The sequence below is a fragment of the Oxalicibacterium sp. genome (assembly GCF_057353965.1).
Window position 1 is genome coordinate 159,228 of the sequence record NZ_JBMQZD010000005.1, and the last position, 19,539, is coordinate 178,766.

The 19,539-nt window shown below is 61.6% G+C and carries 22 protein-coding genes; 7 read left to right on the forward strand and 15 right to left on the reverse strand.

The window, feature by feature from the left end; genetic code table 11:
* Positions 1–20: 20 nt before the first annotated feature.
* The 10 genes from ACO1VH_RS10335 to ACO1VH_RS10380 all read right to left on the reverse strand — a co-directional run bounded on the left by ACO1VH_RS10335 (position 21) and on the right by ACO1VH_RS10380 (position 8,458).
* A complete protein-coding gene (locus ACO1VH_RS10335; RefSeq protein WP_486244383.1) occupies positions 21–290 on the reverse strand; it encodes an HP0495 family protein in 270 nt (89 codons plus the stop codon).
* A gap of 48 nt (positions 291–338) precedes the next feature.
* Positions 339–1,187 carry a D-amino acid aminotransferase gene (locus ACO1VH_RS10340; protein WP_486244384.1) on the reverse strand — a complete coding sequence of 283 codons (849 nt, stop codon included), beginning with the start codon at positions 1,185–1,187 and terminating at the stop codon, positions 339–341.
* A 165-nt stretch (positions 1,188–1,352) separates the two neighbouring features.
* Positions 1,353–2,504 carry a D-alanyl-D-alanine carboxypeptidase family protein gene (locus ACO1VH_RS10345; RefSeq protein WP_486244385.1) on the reverse strand — a complete coding sequence of 384 codons (1,152 nt, stop codon included), beginning with the start codon at positions 2,502–2,504 and terminating at the stop codon, positions 1,353–1,355.
* A gap of 104 nt (positions 2,505–2,608) precedes the next feature.
* Positions 2,609–3,238, reverse strand: coding sequence for an alpha/beta hydrolase (locus ACO1VH_RS10350; RefSeq protein WP_486244386.1), 630 nt, complete (start codon positions 3,236–3,238; stop codon positions 2,609–2,611).
* Between the two features lie 38 nt (positions 3,239–3,276).
* The gene (locus ACO1VH_RS10355) at positions 3,277–3,597 is read right to left on the reverse strand and encodes a (2Fe-2S) ferredoxin domain-containing protein (protein WP_188419862.1); all 321 of its coding nucleotides are present in this window, start codon (positions 3,595–3,597) and stop codon (positions 3,277–3,279) included.
* Between the two features lie 141 nt (positions 3,598–3,738).
* On the reverse strand, positions 3,739–4,866 hold the full coding sequence (locus ACO1VH_RS10360) for a VanZ family protein (RefSeq protein ID WP_486244387.1): 1,128 nt from the start codon (positions 4,864–4,866) through the stop codon (positions 3,739–3,741).
* Complete coding sequence (locus ACO1VH_RS10365; protein ID WP_486244388.1) at positions 4,863–5,498, reverse strand: ABC-type transport auxiliary lipoprotein family protein; 636 nt, start codon at positions 5,496–5,498, stop codon at positions 4,863–4,865. Before ACO1VH_RS10365 ends, ACO1VH_RS10360 begins: the two co-directional genes overlap by 4 nt.
* Before the next feature lie 34 nt (positions 5,499–5,532).
* Entirely contained in the window at positions 5,533–6,468 is a 936-nt protein-coding gene (locus tag ACO1VH_RS10370; protein WP_486244389.1) for an MlaD family protein, read from the reverse strand.
* Between the two features lie 71 nt (positions 6,469–6,539).
* Positions 6,540–7,328, reverse strand: a complete 789-nt coding sequence (locus ACO1VH_RS10375; RefSeq protein ID WP_486244390.1) for an ABC transporter ATP-binding protein — start codon at positions 7,326–7,328, stop codon at positions 6,540–6,542.
* 14 nt (positions 7,329–7,342) lie between these two features.
* A complete protein-coding gene (locus ACO1VH_RS10380; protein WP_486244514.1) occupies positions 7,343–8,458 on the reverse strand; it encodes an MlaE family ABC transporter permease in 1,116 nt (371 codons plus the stop codon).
* A 103-nt stretch (positions 8,459–8,561) separates the two neighbouring features.
* Here ACO1VH_RS10380 and ACO1VH_RS10385 point away from each other — a divergent pair, with 103 nt between their 5' ends.
* From ACO1VH_RS10385 to ACO1VH_RS10395, 3 genes are read left to right on the forward strand one after another with little or no spacing between them, the layout of a single operon-like run.
* Positions 8,562–9,380: a biotin--[acetyl-CoA-carboxylase] ligase gene (locus ACO1VH_RS10385; RefSeq protein WP_486244391.1), complete on the forward strand. Its 819-nt coding sequence runs from the start codon at positions 8,562–8,564 to the stop codon at positions 9,378–9,380.
* Between the two features lie 4 nt (positions 9,381–9,384).
* Positions 9,385–10,167: a type III pantothenate kinase gene (locus tag ACO1VH_RS10390; RefSeq protein WP_486244392.1), complete on the forward strand. Its 783-nt coding sequence runs from the start codon at positions 9,385–9,387 to the stop codon at positions 10,165–10,167.
* On the forward strand, positions 10,161–10,880 hold the full coding sequence (locus ACO1VH_RS10395; protein ID WP_486244393.1) for an SPOR domain-containing protein: 720 nt from the start codon (positions 10,161–10,163) through the stop codon (positions 10,878–10,880). The genes ACO1VH_RS10390 and ACO1VH_RS10395 overlap by 7 nt, the downstream gene beginning before the upstream one ends.
* 57 nt (positions 10,881–10,937) lie before the next feature.
* On the opposite strand, the gene ACO1VH_RS10400 is transcribed toward ACO1VH_RS10395, so the two are convergent.
* Positions 10,938–11,162, reverse strand: coding sequence for a cysteine-rich CWC family protein (locus tag ACO1VH_RS10400; protein ID WP_486244394.1), 225 nt, complete (start codon positions 11,160–11,162; stop codon positions 10,938–10,940).
* Positions 11,163–11,382: 220 nt separating this feature from the next.
* Between ACO1VH_RS10400 and argB the strand changes: the two genes are divergently transcribed.
* Positions 11,383–12,285 (forward strand): acetylglutamate kinase, encoded by a 903-nt coding sequence (gene argB / locus ACO1VH_RS10405; RefSeq protein WP_486244395.1) that lies wholly within the window; start codon positions 11,383–11,385, stop codon positions 12,283–12,285.
* A gap of 92 nt (positions 12,286–12,377) precedes the next feature.
* On the opposite strand, the gene ACO1VH_RS10410 is transcribed toward argB, so the two are convergent.
* From ACO1VH_RS10410 to ACO1VH_RS10425, 4 genes are all read right to left on the reverse strand, one after another.
* Positions 12,378–12,620, reverse strand: coding sequence for a biotin/lipoyl-containing protein (locus ACO1VH_RS10410; protein ID WP_486244396.1), 243 nt, complete (start codon positions 12,618–12,620; stop codon positions 12,378–12,380).
* Between the two features lie 90 nt (positions 12,621–12,710).
* On the reverse strand, positions 12,711–14,396 hold the full coding sequence (locus ACO1VH_RS10415) for a putative bifunctional diguanylate cyclase/phosphodiesterase (protein WP_486244397.1): 1,686 nt from the start codon (positions 14,394–14,396) through the stop codon (positions 12,711–12,713).
* A 210-nt stretch (positions 14,397–14,606) separates the two neighbouring features.
* Entirely contained in the window at positions 14,607–15,161 is a 555-nt protein-coding gene (locus tag ACO1VH_RS10420; protein WP_486244398.1) for a GNAT family N-acetyltransferase, read from the reverse strand.
* A complete protein-coding gene (locus ACO1VH_RS10425; RefSeq protein ID WP_486244399.1) occupies positions 15,161–16,129 on the reverse strand; it encodes a TraB/GumN family protein in 969 nt (322 codons plus the stop codon). Before ACO1VH_RS10425 ends, ACO1VH_RS10420 begins: the two co-directional genes overlap by 1 nt.
* A gap of 38 nt (positions 16,130–16,167) precedes the next feature.
* On the opposite strand from ACO1VH_RS10425, the gene ACO1VH_RS10430 reads away from it, so the two are divergent.
* The 3 genes from ACO1VH_RS10430 to pabB all read left to right on the forward strand — a co-directional run bounded on the left by ACO1VH_RS10430 (position 16,168) and on the right by pabB (position 19,511).
* Complete coding sequence (locus tag ACO1VH_RS10430) at positions 16,168–16,899, forward strand: pyrimidine 5'-nucleotidase (protein WP_486244400.1); 732 nt, start codon at positions 16,168–16,170, stop codon at positions 16,897–16,899.
* A gap of 39 nt (positions 16,900–16,938) precedes the next feature.
* A complete protein-coding gene (gene slmA / locus ACO1VH_RS10435) occupies positions 16,939–17,514 on the forward strand; it encodes a nucleoid occlusion factor SlmA (RefSeq protein ID WP_486244401.1) in 576 nt (191 codons plus the stop codon).
* A 110-nt stretch (positions 17,515–17,624) separates the two neighbouring features.
* Entirely contained in the window at positions 17,625–19,511 is a 1,887-nt protein-coding gene (gene pabB / locus ACO1VH_RS10440; RefSeq protein WP_486244402.1) for an aminodeoxychorismate synthase component I, read from the forward strand.
* Positions 19,512–19,539: the final 28 nt, after the last annotated feature.

The following is a 19,539-nucleotide window of genomic DNA, read 5'->3' on the forward strand; positions in this document are numbered from 1 at the left end:
CGGATTGTACGTGCCCGCCGTTACAGGACGAACTTCACCATCGGATGCGAGGACAATGCGCGATACAGATCGTCGAGCTGTTCACGGCTGGTGGCGCGCACGGTCAGTGTCAGCGAAAGGTAGTTGCCGGCCGACGACGGACGCATCTCGACCTTGCCCGCATGGAAATCGGGATCGTGCACGGTCACCACCTCGACGATGGTTTGCGCAAAGGCGTCATGCATGGTGCCGACCACCTTGATGGGGAAGTCGCTCGGATATTCGATCAGGCTTTCTTTCTGTTCTGTCATGGCTGTGCATTCCGTGCCGCTGGGCGGCAGTTCGATAAGGTTCGGGCGCTAGGCCCGTTTTGCTGTTTGATAGGCCGCATATAACTTCTTGAATATGGGGCCGGGTTTGCCGTTTCCAATGATACGGCCGTCGATGGTGGCGACCGGCAGGATTTCTTTTCCCGCAGACGACAGCAGCACTTCATCGGCGGCGAATACCTCGTTGCGTGCGATGCGGCGGCTTTCGAACGGAATGCCGTTCGCTTCGCACAACTCCGCAATCAGATGATAGCGGATGCCTTCGAGAATCAGGTTGTCGACCGGCGGGCCGAGCAGCGTGCCATCTTTCACGATCCACACATTCGACGACGAACCTTCGGTCAGGCTGCCGTCGCGGAACTGGATGGTTTCGTTGGCCTGCTGCGCGGCGGCATTCTGGGCGGCCAGTACGTTGCCCAGCAGCGAGATCGACTTGATCTCGCAACGCAGCCAGCGCTTGTCTTCCATCGTCACGCAGGCCACGCCGTTTTCCAGCATGGCCGGCGTCGGCGGGATCAGCGGATTGGACATCAGGAAAATGGTCGGTTTCGGTTCCTGTGCGGGGAAGGCGTGCGTGCGTGGTGCCGGGCCGCGCGTAATTTGCAGATAGGCGAGCTGGTCTTCGGTCGGCGCGGCCTGCACGACCTTGTCGACCAGTGCCAGCCATTCAGCCTCGCTGTACGGATTGCGGATATCGACCGCTTCGATGCCACGGAAGAAGCGCGCCAGATGCTGGGCGGGGCGGAACGGTTTGCGGTCGTAGACGGGAATTACTTCATAGATGCCGTCGCCGAAGATGAAGCCGCGGTCGAGCACGGATACCTTCGCTTCGGAAAGCGGAGTCATTGCGCCGTTCAGATAGACGAAAGGGTCTTCCATGGAGTGCATCCCGTGGGTTGGAGGTTCATTCTAAACGCTGCGGCCCGCGGCCGTGAGCGGAAGGTGGCGGCAAGCGATGATGCTCATGGGCAAGCCGCCAAAGAAAAACGGCAAGATCGTTGGTGCCGATCTTGCCGTTTTGTTCATGGCGATTCGCCTTTGCGATCAGTGCAACAACAAACGCAGCGAATCAAACGCACGACCGAACATGCCGGCCTGGCCGACCTGTTCCAGCGCCAGTACCGGCAGTTCCGCGATGGTCTTGCCGTCGGCCGTTACCTTCAGCGTGCCGACCGTGCTGTTCTTGTCGATCGGTGCGACCAGTGGGTCTTTGCGCGTCAGTTCGGTCTTGATCTTGTCGGCGGTGCCTTTCGGGACCGTCACGTACAGATCGTGGTTGAAGCCGATCTTCAGGCTGTTCTGCGAACCCTTCCAGACGTTCGGCGTATCGACGGCTTGGTCTTTCGCATACAGGCGCACCGTGTCGAAATTGAGGAAGCCCCAGTTCAGCAGCTTCTGGCTTTCCTGCGTGCGCATCTGATCGGACGAGGTGCCGAGCACGATCGAGATCAGGCGGCGGTCGCCGTTCTTGCCGTTCGGGCGCTTGGCGGTGGAGATCAGGCAGTAGCCGGCGTTTTCCGTGTGGCCGGTCTTCATGCCGTCGACGGTCGGATCCAGCCACAGCAGGCGGTTGCGGTTCGGCTGGCGAATCTTGTTGTAGGTGAATTCCTTGGTCGAATAGATCTTGTACAGCTCCGGATGATCGACGGCCAGATGTGAGGCAAGGGTAGCGAGGTCGCGCGCGGTCGAATAGTTGTCCGGGCTCGGCAGACCGTGCGAATTGGCAAAGTGCGTGGATTTCATGCCGATGCGTTCTGCTTCGCGGTTCATCATCGCGACGAAGGCGTCTTCGGTGCCGGCGACGGTTTCGGCCAGCGCGACGGAGGCGTCGTTGCCGGACTGGACGATCAGGCCGTAGACCAGGTCATGCACGCTGACCGGTACGCGCGGCTCGATGAACATCTTCGAGCTTTCGGCATCGACTTTCCATGCCTTGGTCGACACCGTGACCATCTGATCCATCGAGATGCGCTTTTCGTTGAGCGCGTCGAACACGACGTAGGCCGTCATCAGCTTGGTCAGCGATGCCGGCTCGATGCGCATGTCCGGTTCGTTCGAAGCCAGAATCTGGTTGCTTGTCGCATCAAGCAGCAGCCAGGATTTGGCGTTGATGGTCGGCGAGGGGATGGTGATCTGGGCGAAGGCGGAGGAAACCGAAAGCAGGGCGACGGCGAGAGCCGCAAATAGTTTTTTCATGAGACTGATCGAAGAACGGGCGCGTACCGTGTATGGCGTGCGGAGGTTAACAAAAATGAATCGAAAATCGAATCGTATGGTGCAGTGCAAACATCGCAACGAGGTCAGCAAGGCCACATTTCGACCACGAAGCGCTTGATATGTTGCAACTTGCGATTGAAAAAATGATCGGAGCCCGGCACCACGATCACCGGCAGGTCCTGCGGGCGCGCCCAGTCGAAGACGTCGGCCAGCGGAATCGTCTCGTCCAGCTCGCCGTGGATGACGATGGTGTCCTTCGGTACTGTCGGTAGCGGCCACTTGCCTGGTGCGGCGCCGCACAGCACCAGGCGTTCGGCCGGCGTGCCCTGTTCTTCCAGGCGTTTCTGCAATTGCGTCTGCACGAAGGTGCCGAACGAAAAGCCGGACAGCACGAACGGCAGGCCCGGATACTGCGCGCGCATGTGTTCCAGCAGCTGCGCCATGTCGTCGGTCTCGCCGCGGCCTTCGTCGTATGCGCCGCCGGACGCGCCGACGCCGCGGAAATTCATGCGCACGGTCGCGTAGCCGAGCGAGACGAAGGCGCGCATCAGCGTGGTGACGACCTTGTTTTCCATCGTGCCGCCGAACAGCGGATGCGGATGGGCGACCAGCGCCAGGCCGCGCGGCGCGTTGTGCTGCGCGTCATCTGGCAGATCCAGTGCGCATTCGAGCGGACCGGCAGCGCCTGCGAGGGTGAAGAGTTGGGTTTTCATGATGACATTCGATGGCGGAAAACGTTGCGCATGCGGATTCAGATGACAAGGCGCTCGACGATTTTTCCGCCGACCAGATGTTCGTCGATGATTTCGTCGATATCCTGCTCGTCGACGTAGGTGTACCAGGTGCCTTGCGGATAGACGACGATGACCGGGCCTTCCTCGCAGCGCCCGAGGCAGCCCGACTGGTTGACGCGCACGTCGCCGTTGCGGTTCAGCCCGAGTTCCTTGACGCGCGCCTTCAGGTGCTGCTGCGCCGCATGCGCGCCCTTGTCGGCGCAGCATTCGCGGCCGTCGTCGCGCTTGTTCATGCAGACGAATACGTGCTGGCGGAAAAAAGGCTTGTCGTCGGTCATCGCATTGTTCGCTTCAAGGAGCGGCCCGAAAGAAGGGCCTCAAAGAGCGAAATGATACACCCGCTGACTTGTCGGTATCCGCATCGGCATTGGCGGCATCGAACGTTTCGGCATCTGCCGCGCCTGCGGCGGAACGATTTGCTATTTGCGCTTCGTGCGGTGTGTCGCATGCAGCAGGAACCACAGCGCGGAAAACGGCCACAGCAGCGACAGGAATTGTGCGGCACCATTGAAGTTGAGGAACTTGCCCTGCACCCAGGTTTCCAGCGTGGCGACGAAATACGGATTCGGCGGCGCGAGATTGACGGCAAGCAGTGCGACGATCAGCAGCATTGCCGCACAGCGCCGTTGCAGCGGCGGACGCAGACGCGTCAATGCGCTCGACAACACGATGCCCAGCAGCAGGCCGCCCATCGCGCCGGCGGTGACCCAGGCAAATGCATTCTGCGGCTTGAACAGCAAGGCCGACGCCAGCGCCTTGACGGCGAGCGCGGCCAGCAACCATGCCGCCGGCAACAGCAGGCGCGGCGCCTTGTCGCGTAGCATGCAGTGCAGTGCCAACAGCGCGCCGGCAACCTGGCAGGCAGTGATGGCGGTTTCGGCCAGCCAGTATTGTTCGGCCGACAGCTGCACGCCGCTGCGCAGCAGGTCGCCGAGATCGATGGGCGCATCCAGCCAGGCCGACAGCCATTCGGAAAGAATGGGCAGGATCTGGCCATTGCCGAACAGATAGCCTTGTGGATAGATCTGCGCCAGCGGCCACAGCGCCAGAATGATTAGTCCGCGGCTGGCCTCGGCGGTGAACCAGCGATGGCGGATGTGGCGCAGGCGGCTGCGTTCTAGCACCAGATGGCTGCTGCGGCTGCCGATGACGGCGCCGATCAGCGCGCCCAGGCTATTGGTCAGGAAATCGAGATTGGATGCGACGCGATTGGGCAGGAAGGTTTGCAGCGTTTCCATCGTGCCGGAGACGACGATGCCGAGCAGCAGCGCCAGCAGCATCGCGGCGGTATTGCGGATGCGCGGATGTAGCGCATAGACGGCGAGGATGCCGAGCGGAATGTAGCCCAGCACGTTGATCGCTGCATCGAAACCGGTCCAGTAGCGCGGCATGCCGGCGAACAGATAAGCCTGCAATGGCAGGCCGACATGCTGCCAGCCCGTGAACGGATACAGGCTCGCATAGACGATCAGGAACAGCCACGCCAGCAATGCGCCGCGCGACACGATCGATGCTTCCGGCTCGGTGACCGGAAGCTGGGGCGTCATTTTTTCGGGGGCAGTGCCGCCAGCCATGCGCCGACCTCGCTGATGATGGCGTCGCTGGCGGCAGCCAGCGCAGCTGCGCCGCCTTTGGCATCGGCACTGGCGGCGGGCATTTGCTTGACGAAGTTTTTCTGTGCGCGCAGCACGCGGCCGTCAAACAGCGATGCGCGGATGGCGACATGCACGGTGCTGTTGCTGGCGCTGGCGAAGGTCTGCGAGAAATCGTCGGCTTCCAGATGCAGCACAGGCAGATTGAGTGCGCCGTCGGATGCCGACACGACGACCCCGCCGGCACGCGCCAGCGATGCCTTCAGCCGCTGCTCGAACAGCTGCGCCGGAGGCATCGTCCATTTGCTGGCCGAATAGGGGCGCGGCTGCAGATCGTTCGCATAGTTGAGCCGGTAGAACATCATCTGGCTGTCCATCCATGCAGGCGCGCGAATGTCGGCGACGCTGATCGCCGGCAGCGGCGAAGCCGAGACGGTATCCGGTTTCAGCGGCCCCAGATCGTATAGATCCATATCGGCCGGCGGTGTGCCTGCGCATCCGGACAGCAGGCCGGCAAGCAGTGTGCCGGCCGCCAGCGCAGCGACGGCGCGGCGGCGGGAAAGGGAGGTCGACAGTGCAGTCATCATAAGAAGAAGCCTGGAATGGTGAACGACGGTGAACTTACGGAGCGGCAGCGCTGAATCCGGGTTCGCCCGGGCCGGGCGGTACCGGCGACGCGCCGAACAGGATGCTTTGCGGCCGCTGGTTGAATGTCTCTAGCGTGCGGTTCAATGCACGCATCGACGTGCGGGTTTCGTTGAGCAGCGGCACGGCCTGGTATTCGACCATGGCGGCGGCGGAGCCGACGTTGCCCACTGTCTGATTGAGGCCGGCCAGCGGACCATCCGGGGAATTCAGATGCGTTGTCAGGTCATTCAGGTTGGATGTCAGTATGGCGGCATCGTCGGAAAGTTTGTTCAGTGAGGTAAGCACGCTATCGGCGCGTTTTGTCAGGCCGGGCAACTGTTCCAGCGTCGGCTGCAGTTTTTCCGGCACCTCGGCCAGTTTGTTGGCGGCGCGGCTGACATCGTTGAGTGCGGATGTTGCCGCCTTCAGGTTGGCGTCCGACAACAGATCGTTGGCACGCCTTGCCAGTTCTTCGGTCTGCTTCAAGATCGCCAGGCCGCGCAGTTGCAGCGTGTCGAGCAGGCCGGGGCGTAGCGCGATGCGTGCCGGTTTCTGTTTCGACGTCGGCAGTAGCGTCGGGTCGCGGCCGTTGTCGTCCAGCTGTAGATAGGCCAGGCCGGTGACGCCCTGATAGCTGAGCGTAGCGAAGGTCGAGTGCGTAATCGGCGTGTCTTTCGTCACGCTGAAGCGGATCAGGATCTGGCCCGGCTTCTGCGGATCGAACAGTACGGCGTCGACACGGCCGACATCCAGTCCGCGGTAGCGTACGCCGGCCTGCGGGTTCAGTCCCGGAACCGACAGCGTGGTGGCGATCTCGTACGGGACGCGTTCGACGCGATCCTGGTTGAACCACATCGCGATCAGCACGGCGGCGAGCAGCAGCGCGAGGGTGAAGATGCCGGCCATCAATGCATGTGCCTTGTTTTCCATATGCGACTCTCTATCGGTTTCCCGTTGTATTGCTCATTTAATTTCTCATCTTTTCTGCTGTTTCCCTGTCCCTATTCATCCGGCATTGCCTCGATCGCGCGTAGTCCGCGCTCGCCGCGGAAGAAGGTTTCGATGAACGGATGCTTGAACTCGACCACCTTGTCCGGCGCGCAGTAGGCGATGATGTGCCGGTCGGCCAGTACCGCCACGCGTGACGACAGCGCGAACAACGTGTCCAGATCGTGGGTCACCATCACCACCGTCAGCTTCATCTCGTCGTGCAGGTTGCGGATCAGGTCGACGAAGCTGTCCGAGGCGTTCGGGTCCAGCCCGGCGGTCGGCTCGTCGAGAAACACCAGTTCCGGATCCAGCGCCAGTGCGCGCGCCAATGCCACGCGCTTGATCATGCCGCCGGACAGGTCGGCCGGCATCTTGCGCGCATGCTCGCAGCCGATGCCGGCCATCTGCAGCTTCAGCAGTGCCGCGTCGCGGATCACTGATTTCGGTAGTGTGCCCAGTTCGCGCAGCGGTTGGGCAACATTGTCGAATACCGTCAGCGCCGAGAACAGCGCACCGTGCTGGAACAGCATGCCCCAGCGGTTGCGCAACTGCTGCAACCGTTCGCTGTCGATGCGGTTGATGTCCTCGCCGAACACGCGCACCGTGCCCTGCGCCGGTTGCGTCAATCCGAGCATCTGCCGCAGCAGCACCGTCTTGCCGGAACCCGAGCCGCCGACCAGCGAGACGATCTCGCCGCGGTTGATCGTCAGGTTCACGTCGTCGTGCACCACCGTCTCGCCGAACTGCGTGCGCAGGTGTTCGATCTCGATGATCGGCACGCGGTTCGTTTCCGGCTGCATCGGATCGCATTCGTTCAAAATCCCACCCCGCTGAAAACGATGGCGAACACGGCGTCGGCCAGGATCACGATGGTGATGGCGCTGACGACAGAAATCGTGGTGCCTGCGCCCAGGCTTTCGGTATTCGGTTCGATGCGCAGGCCGAAGTGGCAGGCTACCAGCGCGATCAGGCCGCCGAATGCCACGCCCTTGCCGAGGCCGATCCAGTAGTTCGCCAGCGGTACGGCATCGGGCAGGCCGGTCAGGAAATACTTGAACGTCAGTCCCAGTTCAATATTGGCTGCGACCATGCCGCCCAGCAGCGCCATCGCATCGGTCCACACCACCAGCAGCGGCATCGAGATCGCCAGCGCGATCACGCGCGGCATGATCAGCCGGTAGCCATGCGGCAGGCCCATCACCAGCATCGCATCGAGTTCTTCCGTTACGCGCATCACGCCCAGCTGCGCGGTGATCGCCGAACCGGAGCGGCCGGCCACCAGGATCGCCGCCAGCAGCGGACCCAGTTCGCGGATCACGGCCATGCCGAGAATGTTGACAAGGAAAATATCGCCGCCGAATTGATGCAATTGCTGTGCTGACAGATAGGACAGCACGACGCCGATCAAAAATCCCACCAGCGCGGTGATGCCCAATGCCTGATAGCCGGTGTGGAAGATGCTGGCGGAAATTTCCTTCCACGGGCCGCGCTTCGGTTGCCGGATGAAGCGGCCCAGATCCAGCACCAGCTGGCCGATCAGCATGATGAAGCCGGTCAGGTGATCGAGAAGATTGCATTTGATCCGGCGCAGCGTCTCTAGCGAATACCAGTGCGGTTTCGGCAGCTTCTTGATTTGCAGCGTACCGGTTTCTTCCAGCCGTCGGAAAAAATCCTCGTGCTGCGGCGCCAGCACCAGTTGCGCCGGGCGCTTGTGGCCCCAGGCGTTCCACAAAAATTGCGCGCCGATGTAGTCGAGCGCCTCGATCTGCGAAATGTCCCAATGCAGCGACTGCGCATCGTGTAGCGTATGCAGCGTCGCGTTGACCTGCTGCATCGCGGCGCGATCGGCCAGCGCGCGTACCTGCCACGATCCGGCGGCAGTCGCGTTGTCGTTCTGGCGGATGAGCGTAGGCGCGGCAAAATTCGACATCAGGCAAGTGTAAGGGAGAAACACCGATGTCGCATCATCGGTGTGCGGCATGCGTCTGCCATGTCCGTATTCCGCTGCTGCAATCTGCCGCTACAATGCCGCCATGCATTCTTTGCCATCTGCTTTCCCATCCGCGCCTCCTTCCGTCCAGAGACTGGCCGGCCTGTGCGGACCGGCGGCGCGCGACATTGTGCTGGAAATCGTCGCCGAAACCGGTTCGACGAATGCCGATCTGCTGGCACGCGCGGCGCGGCAGGAACTGGTGGGAGCGACGTTGCTGTGGGCGCTGCGCCAGACCGCCGGCCGCGGGCGCGCGGGCCGCAGCTGGCATTCGTCGGGCGCTGCGACGCTGACCTTTTCGCTGGCATGGCCGTTTGCATTGCAGCCACAGCAGCTTGCTGGATTGCCGCTGGCAGTGGGCGTCGCGGTTGCGGAAACACTGGCGGCATCCAGCATCGACGTGCGGCTCAAATGGCCGAACGACATCCTGCGCAATGGCGACAAGCTGGCCGGCATCCTCATCGAAACCGCAGTCGACAAGCGGCAACGCGGCACGATCTGGGCCGTCATCGGCATCGGCATCAATCTCGCGCAATCCGAAGCGCTCACTGAGCAGATCGGCCGCGTCGTGGCCGATGCTGCTGAACTGGATAGAGACCGCGAACGCCTGATGGCCGATCTGCTGAGTGCGCTGGCGCAGGCATTGCCGCGTTTCGCCGAACAGGGATTCGCCGCATTCGCCGATGCATGGAACCGGTACGATGCCTATGCCGGCGCAGCGGTGAATATCGTCGATCAGGGGCGCGTGCTGCAGCAGGGAACGGCGCGCGGCGTCGATGCCAGCGGCTGCCTGCAGCTCGATACCGATCAGGGCCGCGTCGCAATTGCGGCCGGCGACGTTTCATTACGCATCAAGGAGTAAGCGCATGCTGTTGCTGGTGGACGCAGGCAATACGCGAATTAAGTGGGCATTGGTCGACCGTGCGGCGGCGCATCCGGTGCCGGGTATCTGGCATGCGGCCGGCAGTGTAACGCGCGCGCAGGCGGCCGAACTGGAAAAGATCTGGCAGAACCTGCGCATCGGCCGCGTGCTGTTGTCCAACGTGGCGGGTGCCGGCACGCGCGACGAACTGGAGCGCACGGTACGGCATGCGCTGGGCAGTCGGCCGGTGGCGATCGAATGGTTCGTCTCGACCGCCGAGTGTGGCGGCGTGCGCAATCTTTATCGCAATCCCGCGCAACTCGGATGCGACCGTTTTGCCGCCGCGATCGGCGCGCATGCATTGTTTCCCGATCGGCCGCTGGTGGTGGCGACTTGTGGCACGGCGACCACGATCGACGCCGTCACTGCCGACGGCGATTTCATCGGCGGCATGATCCTGCCGGGCCTGGGACTGATGGCCGCATCGCTGGCGAAAAACACGGCGCAGCTACCGGAAGTCGCGCTGCAGGCGAGCGCCCTGCAGCCGTTCGCCGATCACACCGACGGCGCCATCGTCAGCGGCTGCATCGCGGCACAAGCCGGCGCGATCGAGCGTGCGGTTGCGGCATTGGCGCACATGCATCCGGCGCAGCAGGTCGCTTGCATTCTGGCTGGCGGAGCGGCAGACTTGGTCGCGCCGCATCTGTCGATCGCGCATGAACGCGTCGAGAATCTGGTGCTGATCGGTTTGCAAACGGTAGCGTTGGGACGTTCCTCATCATGTTAAAAATCCTGTTCGGCCTGTTGTTGGCAATCAATGGCGGCTTGTTCGCCTACCAGCAGGGTTGGCTGGCGCCGTTGCAGCCGCCCAGCCGGGAGCCGTCGCGGCTGAAGCAGCAACTGCATCCGGAACAATTGAAGCTGGTGCCGTTGCCGGAAAGCGCGCCTGCATCGTCGACAACGTCGAGCGCGTCGACTCCGGCTGCTGCGTCGCCGGTCGCCGGTACGCAGCAGGCAACGGCGGCGTCGGCAGCTGCCGGCACCTGTGCGGAAATCGGCAATTTCGATGCGACCGACGCGCAGCGTTTCGAAAGCCGGCTGGCGGCGCTGTCGCTGGGCGACCGTGTGACGCGCCGCGCAATTGCCGACAGCGCGCGCCACATCGTCTACATTCCGCCGCTGGGCAACAGGGAGGCGGCCGAACGCAAGGCGGCCGAGCTGCGCAAGTTCGGCGTCGAGGATTTCTTCATCATTCAGGACAATTCTGCGCTGCAGTGGGGCATCTCGCTGGGCGTGTTCAAGACGGAAGAGGCAGCGAATAACCAGTTGGCGATGCTGAACAAGAAGGGCGTGCGCAGCGCCCGTGTCGGTGGCGGCAATCGCATCGCCTTCCAGTTGCATGACATCGATGCTGCCACGCGCGGCAGCATCGACAGCATCAAGGCGGATTTCCCGCGCCTGCAATGGCGCGAATGTGTTGGCGGCAATTCGCCTGCCTGATTCGCTGTTTCGTCACTGAGCCTGGCAGCTACCTTCGAAATATCGGCGGCAATCTCGTCAGTCGCCTGAAAGCGACGCGCGCAACGCCTGTTGCCGTGCACGCAGGCAATCCGGACACAGGCAACTCTCCGCTTTTTCCATTCCGTCGCGCAGTGTGGCAGACGGCAAGCGCGGCAGCGCCATGCACCAGCAAGCCACGGATGTGCTGCTTTGCGTGCAGTGCTGCGATTCGTCGGCCACGCCGCAGGAGAAGCTTGCATTGCAGTTTGGGCAGTGGTTCATCGAGGGGAGATTCTTTCACGGGAAGTTGCCGGCAGTGCATCGTGCCGGCGCAGACGGAAGCGGCGCGGTGCCGGATGCGCCGTCAGTGGGGAGATGCAGGCGGCGTCATTTGTACAACAGTGGCGCAATAATCCCGCATTTATCCGGCATTTCAGCGGAAGCGCCCGGAAATCCGCGGGCATTCCCTGTAAAATCGCGGCATTCATTTCCCGAGCATGCCATGACCGACACGACTCCCGATCTTACTGTAATTTCCCCGCAAGTCCACGCGCAAATCCTGGCCGAGGCGCTGCCGTACATCCGCAAGTTCCACGGCAAGACCATCGTCGTCAAATACGGCGGCAATGCGATGACCGACGAAAAACTCAAGCACGGCTTCGCGCGCGACGTGATCCTGCTGAAGCTGGTCGGCATGAACCCGGTCGTGGTCCACGGCGGCGGCCCGCAGATCGACAATGCGCTGAAGAAAATCGGCAAGCAGGGCACCTTCGTGCAGGGCATGCGCATCACCGATGAAGAGACGATGGAAGTCGTCGAATGGGTGCTGGGCGGCGAAGTGCAGCAGGACATCGTGATGCTGATCAACCATTATGGCGGCCAGGCAGTCGGCCTGACCGGCAAGGATGGCGGCCTGATCCGCGCGCGCAAGATGCAGATGCCGAACAAGGAAAAACCGGGCGAATTCCTCGATATCGGTTTCGTCGGCGAAATCGAGGCGATCAACCCGGCAGTCGTCAAGGCGCTGCAGGACGATGCCTTCATTCCCATCATCTCGCCGATCGGCTTCGGCGACGACGGCCAGGCCTACAACATCAACGCCGACCTGGTGGCCGGCAAGATCGCGGAAATCCTGAAGGCCGAAAAACTGATCATGATGACCAACATCGCCGGCGTGCAGGACAAGCAGGGCACGCTGCTGACCGATCTGTCGGCGCGCGAGATCGACGAGATGTTCGAGGACGGCACGATTTCCGGCGGCATGCTGCCGAAGATTTCGTCGGCGCTGGATGCGGCGAAGTCGGGCGTCAATACCGTGCACATCATCGATGGCCGCATCGAGCATTCGTTGCTGCTGGAAGTGCTGACGGAGCAGGCGTTCGGAACGATGATCCGTTCGCACTGAGCGATTGGGCATCAAGCCCAAGCGGGCGAATGCGGCGAATTTAGCGAATAAAAAAGGCGCACCGAGGTGCGCCTTTTTTGTGTCCGCGTTTTTCAGGCATCGGTCTCGATGCGTGCGATCACATCGCCTTCGCCGACTTCGTTGCCTTCCTCCTTCACGATCTCGACCAGCGTGCCCGCCGCCGGTGCAACGACTTCGACGACCACCTTGGTGGTTTCCAGATCGGTAAGGTTTTCGCCTTCGGCAACGCGGTCGCCTTTTTTCTTGTTCCAGCCGAGCAGCGTGGCTTCGGTGGCGCCTTCGGTCAGCTCGGGAACTTTGACTTCGATCAGCATGCGATTCTCCTTGGTGGTGAGGGGATGTGGAATGGGATTCTATCGATATGCAGGCCATCCCGCGAGTTTCCTGAAGGCGGATGGCTGGTGTCAGCAGGAAACGGCTTTCCCGACAGTGAAGCGGCCGTTGTGCCGCTTATGCCATTGTTCGAATTCGGCCGCCGGCAGCGGACGGGAAATCGCGAAGCCCTGCGCAATGTCGCAGCCCAGTCCGGCGAGGACGCTGTAGATTTCCTCGTTTTCGACGCCTTCCGCGATGGTCTGCATGCCCATCTTGTGCGTCAGCGTCACGGCAGCCTCGACGATATGCAGCGCGCCCTTGTCGGCCGGCAGGCGGCGCACGAAGGACTGGTCGATCTTGATCAGCGAGATCGGCAGTTTGTGCAGGTATTGCAGCGACGAATAGCCGGTGCCGAAGTCGTCGATCGAGATCGTGATCTTGGCGTCGGCCAGGCGATGCAGTTCGACGATGGTGCGTGCCATGTCGGTCATCAGCGCGCCCTCCGTGACTTCCAGTTCCAGCAGACGGCCTTCGACGCCATGCCTTTCCAACAGGCTCAGGATCAGATCGGAAAAGCCCGGTTGCAGCAGGTTGCGCGGCGAGATGTTGACGGCGACCGGAATGTCGATGCCGTGGTCTTGCCACTGCACGATCTGCTGCATCGCCTGTTCCAGCGCGAATTCGGTGACCAGATTGATCAGCGTGCTCTGTTCCGCGCGCGGAATGAAGACGCCGGGCGGAATGTTGCCGCGCTCCGGATGATGCCAACGCATCAGCGCTTCCACGCTCTTGATGGCGCCGCTGCGCATGCAGATCTTGGGCTGGTAGTGCATCGACAGCTGGCCTTCGTGGATGGCCTGCATCAGGCTGCCAAGCACCGACAGGTTGTCCTTTGCGATGGTGCTGATTTCGGGGCTGTAGGCGATGCAGTCCTGTCCGCTCTCGTAGGCGGAAACCAGTGCTGCCTCGGCGCGCTGCAGATAGGTACCGGGCGGATGAATCAGCTGGTCGAAGGCAATGTAGCCGAGCCGCGAATCGGTATGGATCGGAATGCCGTTGAACTGGAACGGCTGGCGCGAGCCTTCCATCAGCTCGGCCAGCAGCGCATCGACGTTCCGGGCGCCACGGTTCTCGATCAGGATGCCGATCTGCTCCGCGTCGATGCGATAGACCTGCGTGCGGTGGCGCAGGATGCTGCCGTAGCGTTGCGCAGACTGGCGCATCAGGTCTTCGATGATCTCGAAGCCGAAGGCGGACTTCAGCTCCATCGCATTCTGCAGGCAGATGACGACGAGCAGGAAGGAATCTGCCGTCTGCTTTTTCTTCGACAGGGCGGACAGCGAATCGAGCAGTGCGGTGCGGTTGGGCAGCTGCGTGGCGGCGTCGTGGCGTGCGATCCATTGCAGGTGTCGCAGGTAGGAGCGCACGCTGTCGCTGACGGCACCGCTGAACATGCCCACCAGCATGAAGAAGCCGGTGCGGTAAATCCAGTTCAGCACGTTCTGCATTTCGCCGGTGACGGAATCGAGCGGCATGAAGGGACCGAGTATGAGGCCGCCGAGCAGGCCGATCAGCAGACCGCCGCGCATGCCGAACACGAAGCCGGCCAGCATCACGGGCAGGTACATCGAATGCAGGTAGGAGAATTTGACACCGCCGGTGGCATGGACCAGCAGTCCGACGCCGACGACCAGCAGGACGAGCGTCGGCATCATGGCGAGGCGTATTGCGCGCATGTGCAGGGTCAGCCATTCAAACAATCTTGTCGTGTTCATGGGAATTCTCACGGTTGGCGCGTTTGACGGCATGTCCTGCTTGCGCGGCATGCTTGCTGCATGTTGCCACGATGGCATTGTCCATGCAATGCCATGATGATGGCGATCGTGGCGATTTGCTGTCTGCCCGTTTTTGGTGCGGCGTGAAGAGGCAGAATAAAAGAGACGGAATAAAAGAGACGGAATAAAGTAGGCGGAAGAGAGAATGAATCAGGAAAATGACAGCCGCATGACAATGGCGTCGGCATCCTGCACGGCGATGTCGGCGAAAAAAACCGGCAGCCGTGCAATTTCCGCATAGCCGCAGTCGCGATAGATGCGATGCGCGGGCAACCATTCCGCGCTCAGCAGCAGAATGGAACTGTGCAGATGCGGCAGCCGCGTGCGCAGCAGCGCGACGGATTGCTGGAAGAAGCGTTTGCCGAGGCCGCCGCCGCGATGTGCGGGTGCGATGGTCATCGATGAAACATACAGATGCGCGCCGTCGTGGCGATGGGTTTGCCGGATGTCATGACCGAGTGTGAAATGATCCGTGTTGCAAGGGGCCGATCCGCCGGCATGATCCTGCGCCCACAGTTCGGAGCACAGATAGCCGATGGCGCCGTCCGCATGTTCGAGGATCAGGAAGCCGTCGGTGAAATGTTCCAGCCGCTGCCGCATGACGTCGCGGCTCTCGCGGATGGCGGATGGAAAGCCGCTCGCTTCCAGTTGCATGATCGCGTCCAGATCGTCCATGCGTGCCGTGCGGATGACAAGTGCGGTCATCAGTAAAGTTTCCTGACCTGATAGCCGCGCTTTTGCAGCAGCGCGGGAATGCTGTTTTCGCCGCCGATCAGATGCAGCATGCCGATGGCGACGAACGAGGTCTTGTCGTCGTTCAGCAGCATCGCGATGCCATCGGCTAGTCTTGGATTGCGCTGATTGAGCAGGATGTCTTCGATGAACCGCGAAGAAGCGGAGCCGTCATTGAGCATCTGCTGTTTCAGCGTGAGCATGCGTGCGCTGTCGGCGTGACGCCAGGCATCGATCAGTGCGATGGCTTGCGCGACTTCGGAGCCGTCGTTCAGATCCTGTAGCGTTTCTTCCAGATATTCCTGCTGTTGCGTGTCATCCAGGCGATTGAACAGCGACAGCTGATAGTCGGCCGTTTCCAGTCCGCGCACGATCTTGCCTTCCTTTGCCGCGACGGACAGGAAATACAGTTCGAGTCCTTGTTCCGCTGGATAGCCGTTGCGCGCCATCGTCTGCACGATCAGCAGGTTGGCGATCATCCACGGCTTCATGCGTGCGACGCGTTCGAACGGAATATCGTTCTGCTGCAGCGCGGCTTTCAGCTTGCCCAACCGGTCGGTCGTCAGATGATCGGCAACCGTGGTGCCGTCGGTATACAGACCGTGCTTGACGATGGCCTGATTGAAAGCGTTTTCGTTGCGGATGTCGATTTCCAGTGCGAGCGTGTTCGACGCATGCAATGCGCGCATGGCGATGGGTTCGAGCGGATAGAATGCGGCCTGCCCGACGTGTACGGTGCCGAACAGATAACAGGTATGCCCGTTGTGTTCGACGCGGTATAGCGTGCCGCGCAGCGGAATCGGCGCCTGAGCCTTTTCCGGCGACGCGCCGCCGATCGGTACGCGTACTGCATCGGCGTGCGCGGATGCGGTATAAAGACTGGCAAGCGGCAGCAGGACGGCAACGAAAAGGGCGACGATGAGATTGGGGGCGCGACGCATGCGGTATTTTCCGAAACTGTTTTTTATTGAATGACAAGATGTCCAGACAAGATCCGATCTGGCTGTTCGATCTCGACAATACGCTGCATGATGCATCGCATGCGATTTTCCCGGCGATCAATCTGAACATGAATGCCTATATCGCACAGGTGCTGCGCGAACGGGGCCTGCCGTGCGATGCCGATGCCGTCAACGCGGAACGCATCGGCTACTGGCGGCGCTACGGCGCCACGCTGCTTGGTATGGTAAATCATCATCAGGTCAGGCCGGACGATTTCCTGCGAGAGGCGCACCGTTTCGATGACCTGACGGCGATGATCCGCACCGAACGCGGACTGGCGCGCCTGCTGCACAAGCTGCCGGGACGCAAAATCCTGCTGACGAATGCGCCGCGCCGCTATGCGCGCGACGTGCTGCGCCACATCGGCCTGCACCGGCATTTTGCGCAGCACGTGCCGATCGAGGCGATGCGTGTGCATGGCCGCATCCGTCCCAAGCCGTCGCGGCTGATGCTGCGTCGACTGCTGGCGCGCGAGAAGCTGCCGGCCGGCCGCTGCATTCTGGTCGAGGATACCGTCGTCAACCTGAGGGCGGCACGGGCATTGGGCCTGCGCACGGCCTGGATCACCCAATATCTGGCCCCGGATGTGGCGCGCCACATGCATCCGGGCAGCGGCGCAACGGCTGCGGCCACAAAACGCCCCATTTACGTGGATGTCAAAGTAAAATCCGTAGGGCAACTATTCCGGCAGTTGCATCGATTGCGCTAGATTGCTGTTTCTTGTTGTTTCCTTCTCATAAATAGAATCATGGCAACGACCAAACCAGGCGAACGCAAGCTGCAGATACTCCAGACGCTGGCAGCGATGCTGGAGCAGCCCAAGGGAGAGAAGATCACGACGGCGGCGCTGGCGGCGCGGGTCGACGTGTCAGAGGCGGCGCTGTACCGGCATTTCGCCAGCAAGGCGCAGATGTTCGAAGGGTTGATCGAATTCATCGAGACGACGGTATTCGGCCTGATCAACAAGATCACCGAGCAGCAGGAAAACGGCCTCTCGCAAGTGCAGGCCATCGTGACCATGCTGCTCAATTTCGCCGAACGCAATCCCGGCATGACGCGTGTGATGATCGGCGATGCGCTGGTCAACGAGGACGAACGTCTGCAGCAGCGCATGAACCAGTTCATCGAACGCATCGAACTGGCGGTGAAGCAGTCGCTGCGCGTGGCGGCCACGCAGGGACAGGCGAACGAAGCCGAAGTGGCGGCGCGCGCCAACCTGATCGTCGGCGCGGTGCTGGGGCACTGGCAGCGTTATGCGAAGACCGGTTTCAAGCAACTGCCATCGGCGCACGTGCAGGCGCAGATCGCGATGTTGCTCGGCTGAGTTTTTTCTCGACGCTTTTACCGCCCTGGATTCCCCGCTTGCACCTTCCTCCCGTTTGCCGCGGAGCCGTACAATAGCGGCTGCTCTTCTTATCTTCCCGTCTCGCTTTCATGTTCCTGCCTGCTTCCACCGGTTCCGACGATTGCTTCGCATTGCTCGACGATTGCGAGACAGGCGGTGAGGACGGACATTCGCGTCTGTACTCGGACTACATTGGCACGCTTTGTTGCGATGACCATGCGCAATTGCCTGCGATGCTGGAAAGCATGCAGCGAAAACTGCAGGAAGGCTGTTTTGCCGTCGGCCTGTTTACGTACGAACTGGGCGAGGCGATGCATGGCATCGCACGGCGCATGGTTGATGTCGCGGCAGATACCGATGCTGATGCGAACGCTGAAGGAAGATTGGCAGAAGTGCTGCTGTTCCGGCGTTGCGAAAAATTGCGCGCCTCGCAGGTGAGCGACTGGCTGGAAGCGCATATTGAGGCACATGCCGCATCGCAGCCTGCCGGCGTCGCTAATGTGCATGCGGATATCGACCGCGCTGCCTTCCATACCGCGCTGACGCGCATTCGCGATTACATCGAGGCAGGCGATACCTACCAAGTCAATTACACGTATCGTCTGCGCTTCGACGCCTATGGCGATGCGGTTGCACTGTACCGCCGCTTGCGTGTGCGGCAACCGGTGCCGTATGGCGCATTGATTGGCTTGCCGGATGGCCGTGCTGTACTGTCGTTGTCGCCGGAACTGTTCGTGCGCCACGATGGCGGACGGCTGACCGTGCAACCGATGAAAGGCACGGCTGCCGCCAGCGGCGATGCGGCGCGCGATGCCGACGCTGCGCATGCGCTGGCGGCCGATCCGAAAAATCGTGCGGAAAACCTGATGATCGTCGACCTGTTGCGCAACGACCTGGGCCGAGTGGCGGCGACCGGCTCCGTCGCTGTGGAAAAACTGTTCGATGTGCAGTGCTTCAGCAGCGTGTTGCAGATGACCTCGACCGTTACGGCGCAGTTGCGCGGCGACATGACGCTGGCCGATGTGTTCGCCGCGTTGTATCCATGCGGTTCGATCACCGGTGCACCCAAGCACAGGACGATGCAAATCATCCGCGAACTGGAAGCGCATGCACGCGGCCTGTATACCGGCGCGATCGGCTGGTTCGATCCGCCATCGGCGAAGCAGGGCATCGGCGATTTCTGCATGTCAGTGCCGATTCGGACGTTGCGGTTGGGTGCCGTGCATGAGGATGGCGTCCGGCAAGGCGAACTGGGTGTGGGCGCGGGCATCGTGCATGACAGCGTCGCGGCGTTGGAATATGAAGAATGTCTGTTGAAGGCGCGTTTCCTGACAGGACTGGAAGCCGGTTTTGCGCTGTTCGAAACGATGCGAGCAACGCGCGACGGCTGCCGCAATCTGGAACGGCATTTGCAACGCTTGCGTCGCTCCGCAGCCTATTTCGGTTTCGCCTTCGACGAAGCGACGATTCGCACGACGATTGCACAGACGGTGGCCGGTTTCGATGGCGATACGGATTACCGGATGCGCCTGGCTTTGCAGCAGGACGGCGTCATCGAGATACAGACCGCGCCGCTGGCAGCATTGTCGACACCGGTGAATATCCTGATGACCGCACAGGCGACAGAGGCGGACGATCTGTTCCTGCGCCACAAGACGACGAATCGTACCGTCTATGACGAAGCGTGGCGCGATGCCGAGCGACAAGGCGCATTCGACAAGTTGTTCTGCAATTCGAGCGGAGAAGTGACGGAGGGAGGCCGCAGCAATGTCTTCGTCAAGCTGGACGGCAAGTGGTTCACGCCGCCGCTGACGGCCGGCGTATTGCCCGGCGTGATGCGCGGCGTGATGTTGGACGATCCGCAATGGAACGCGAAGGAGCGTGTGCTGACGGTGGACGATTTGCGCCGCGCGGAAGAGGTCGTCATGTGCAACGCTTTGCGCGGCGCATTGCCGGCGACCATCGTCTGGGGCTGATTGCCTTTCCGCCTTCGAAATTGCGCGG